General features: G+C 49.0%; 2 tRNA genes and 3 rRNA genes. All 5 read right to left on the bottom strand.

Going from position 1 to position 4,469, the window contains the following annotated elements:
• A 5S ribosomal RNA gene (gene rrf / locus FOR85_RS12335) occupies window positions 1-115 on the bottom strand.
• A gap of 119 nt (window positions 116-234) precedes the next feature.
• Window positions 235-3,096, bottom strand: a 23S ribosomal RNA gene (locus FOR85_RS12340).
• Between the two features lie 354 nt (window positions 3,097-3,450).
• Window positions 3,451-3,526: transfer RNA gene (locus tag FOR85_RS12345), tRNA-Ala, on the bottom strand.
• Window positions 3,527-3,535: 9 nt separating this feature from the next.
• A tRNA-Ile gene (locus FOR85_RS12350) sits at window positions 3,536-3,612 on the bottom strand.
• 76 nt (window positions 3,613-3,688) lie between these two features.
• A 16S ribosomal RNA gene (locus tag FOR85_RS12355) occupies window positions 3,689-4,469 on the bottom strand; the annotation flags it as partial.

Here is a 4,469-nt window from a genome sequence, read left to right on the forward strand (position 1 = left end):
AGCTGACGATGACCTACTCTCACATGGCCGGGGCCACACTACCATTGGCGCGATGATGTTTCACTTCTGAGTTCGGGAAGGGATCAGGTGGTGCCATCATGCTATTGTCGTCAGCAAAGGGGGTTAGATATGAGTCTGTGTGTTTTAATGACTAGTGTCATCTTAATCCAACTGAATCAAGGATTAAGGTGATATCGAAATAATTAGACTTGATACAAACCACTTGGGTGTTGTATGGTCAAGCCAAACGAGCAATTAGTACAGGTTAGCTACACACATCGCTGTGCTTCCACACCCTGCCTATCAACGTCCTAGTCTTGAACGGCTCTTTAGGGAAATCTAATCTTGAGGTGGGCTTCCCGCTTAGATGCTTTCAGCGGTTATCCCATCCGAACGTAGCTACCGGGCAATGCCATTGGCATGACAACCCGAACACCAGTGGTTCGTCCACTCTGGTCCTCTCGTACTAGGAGCAGATCCTCTCAAATTTCCAACGCCCACGGTAGATAGGGACCGAACTGTCTCACGACGTTCTAAACCCAGCTCGCGTACCTCTTTAAATGGCGAACAGCCATACCCTTAGGACCTGCTTCAGCCCTAGGATGAGATGAGCCGACATCGAGGTGCCAAACACCGCCGTCGATATGAACTCTTGGGCGGTATCAGCCTGTTATCCCCAGAGTACCTTTTATCCGTTGAGCGATGGCCCTTCCATACAGAACCACCGGATCACTAAGACCTACTTTCGTACCTGCTCGACTTGTGGGTCTCGCAGTTAAGCGCGCTTTTGCCTTTATACTCTATGAACGATTTCCGACCGTTCTGAGCGCACCTTCGTACTCCTCCGTTACTCTTTAGGAGGAGACCGCCCCAGTCAAACTACCCACCATACATTGTCCTCGGTATTGTTATACCTGAGTTAGAACCCCGACATGACCAGGGTGGTATTTCAAGGATGGCTCCACCAAGACTAGCGTCTCGGCTTCAAAGCCTCCCACCTATCCTGCACAAGTCAGGTCAAAGTTCAATGTAAAGCTGTAGTAAAGGTTCACGGGGTCTTTCCGTCTAGCCGCGGGTACACAGCATCTTCACTGCGATTTCGATTTCACTGAGTCTCTGCTGGAGACAGCGCTGCCATCATTATGTCATTCGTGCAGGTCGGAACTTACCCGACAAGGAATTTCGCTACCTTAGGACCGTTATAGTTACGGCCGCCGTTTACTGGGGCTTCGATCAAGAGCTTCGCATACGCTAACCCCATCAATTAACCTTCCAGCACCGGGCAGACATCACACCCTATACGTCCACTTTCGTGTTTGCAGAGTGCTGTGTTTTTAATAAACAGTTGCAGCAGCCTGGTATCTGCGACTGCCAACAGCTCAAGGAGCAAGTCCTATCACCATCGGCAGCGTACCTTCTCCCGAAGTTACGGTACCATTTTGCCTAGTTCCTTCAGCAGAGTTCTCTCAAGCGCCTTGGTATTCTCTACCTGATCACCTGTGTCGGTTTAGGGTACGATTCGTTTATAACTATTGCTTAGAAGCTTTTCCTGGAAGCATGGTATTTGCCACTTCACGGTACAAGTACCGCTTGCTATCAGATCTCAGCCGTATTACAGTCCGGATTTGCCTAAACTGTAAGCCTACATCCTTTCACCTGGACAACCAACGCCAGGCTGACATAACCTACTCCGTCCCTCCATCGCATTATAAACAAGTATCGGAATATTAACCGATTTCCCATCGACTACGCCTTTCGGCCTCGCCTTAGGGGTCGACTCACCCAGCCCCGATTAACGTTGGACTGGAACCCTTGATCTTCCGGCGTGCGAGCTTTTCACTCGCATTATCGTTACTCACGTCAGCATTCGCTCTTGTGATACCTCCAGCATGCTTTACAACACACCTTCACAGGCTTACACAACGCTCCCCTACCACTTGAAAACAAATTCAAATCCGCAGCTTCGGCTCCTAGTTTGAGCCCCGTTACATCTTCCGCGCGGGCCGACTCGACTAGTGAGCTATTACGCTTTCTTTAAAGGATGGCTGCTTCTAAGCCAACCTCCTAGCTGTCTATGCCTTCCCACCTCGTTTCCCACTTAACTAGGAATTTGGGGCCTTAGCTGGCGGTCTGGGTTGTTTCCCTCTCCACAATGGACGTTAGCACCCACTGTGTGTCTCCCGGATATCACTCATCGGTATTCGGAGTTTGCATCGGTTTGGTAAGTCGGTATGACCCCCTAGCCGAAACAGTGCTCTACCCCCAATGGTGTTCGTCCGAGGCGCTACCTAAATAGCTTTCGGGGAGAACCAGCTATCACCGAGTTTGATTAGCCTTTCACCCCTATCCACAAGTCATCCCCTGGCTTTTCAACGACAGTGGGTTCGGTCCTCCGGTGCCTGTTACGGCACTTTCAACCTGCTCATGGATAGATCACTCGGTTTCGGGTCTATACCCTGCAACTAATCGCCCTATTAAGACTCGGTTTCCCTACGGCTCCCCTAAACGGTTAACCTTGCTACAGAATATAAGTCGCTGACCCATTATACAAAAGGTACGCGGTCACCCTAATAAATTAAGGCTCCCACTGCTTGTACGCACACGGTTTCAGGTTCTATTTCACTCCCCTCACAGGGGTTCTTTTCGCCTTTCCCTCACGGTACTGGTTCACTATCGGTCAGTCAGGAGTATTTAGCCTTGGAGGATGGTCCCCCCATCTTCAAACAGGATTTCTCGTGCCCCGCTCTACTTAATATGTTAATGCTAATGTTTCGAATACAGGACTATCACCTACTACGGTCAGCTTTCCCACGCTGTTCTTCTACATTAGTACTAATCGGCTTCTCCCCGTTCGCTCGCCGCTACTAGGGGAATCTCAATTGATGTCTATTCCTAAGGGTACTGAGATGTTTCACTTCCCCTCGTTCGCCTCTTATATAAATATAAGATACCTAGCTTATGCTAGGTGGGTTTCCCCATTCAGAAATCTCCGGATCACAGGATATTGCCGCCTCCCCGAAGCTTATCGCAGGCTGTCACGTCTTTCATCGCCTCTGACTGCCAAGGCATCCACCATGTGCGCTTCATTACTTGACCATACAACCCCAAGTAGTCTTTCGACTCCTAAGTGTCATACAATCTAATTATGATAACGATATCACCTATGTTTACGCTTGATTCAGTTCTCTTTACTTTTTTAAGAAATCCTCTTTGGGATAACAAACAATGTCGTTAAAAGAGGATTTCTTAAGGTTAGAGTGTCGCGTGAACACGCCACTCTAACCCAGACTCATATCTATGTTTTTAAATAGTTCTTACTCTCTCGTCGAGTAGTAAGTTTCCGTATAAAACAGAAAGAAGTAATCAGATAATATATTGCTATATTGGAATCACTTGTTTCTGTTTGATACCTATTCATTTATTAGCATTCAAAGCTTACTGCGTTTATAGTGGTGGAGCCAAACGGAGTCGAACCGTTGACCTCCTGCGTGCAAGGCAGGCGCTCTACCAACTGAGCTATGGCCCCATATATAAATGGTGGGTCTAAGTGGACTTGAACCACTGACCCCCGCGTTATCAACACGGTGCTCTAACCAGCTGAGCTACAGACCCAAATTACGCTTGTATAAACGTAAGCTTAAACTAAAGAACAACTTGTTGTGAATTCTTGCTGACCGAATGCTGTCTATAAGGAGGTGATCCAGCCGCAGGTTCCCCTACGGCTACCTTGTTACGACTTCACCCCAGTCATCAACCACACCGTGGTGATCGCCTTCCTAAAAGGTTAGGCTAACCACTTCTGGTGCAATCAACTCCCATGGTGTGACGGGCGGTGTGTACAAGGCCCGGGAACGTATTCACCGCGGCATTCTGATCCGCGATTACTAGCGATTCCTACTTCATGGAGTCGAGTTGCAGACTCCAATCTGGACTACGATAGGCTTTTTGAGATTCGCATCACATCGCTGTGTAGCTGCCCTCTGTACCTACCATTGTAGCACGTGTGTAGCCCTGGTCGTAAGGGCCATGATGACTTGACGTCGTCCCCGCCTTCCTCCAGTTTGTCACTGGCAGTATCCTTAGAGTTCCCGGCCAAACCGCTGGTAACTAAGGACAAGGGTTGCGCTCGTTGCGGGACTTAACCCAACATCTCACGACACGAGCTGACGACAGCCATGCAGCACCTGTATTCTAATTCCCGAAGGCACTCCCGCATCTCTGCAGGATTCTAGATATGTCAAGACCAGGTAAGGTTCTTCGCGTTGCATCGAATTAAACCACATGCTCCACCGCTTGTGCGGGCCCCCGTCAATTCATTTGAGTTTTAACCTTGCGGCCGTACTCCCCAGGCGGTCTACTTATTGCGTTAGCTGCGTCACTAAGTCCTCAAGGGACCCAACGACTAGTAGACATCGTTTACGGCGTGGACTACCAGGGTATCTAATCCTGTTTGCTACCCACGCTTTCGA

The sequence above is a fragment of the Psychrobacter sp. YGAH215 genome (genome assembly GCF_007280595.1).
Lineage (GTDB): Bacteria > Pseudomonadota > Gammaproteobacteria > Pseudomonadales > Moraxellaceae > Psychrobacter > Psychrobacter faecalis.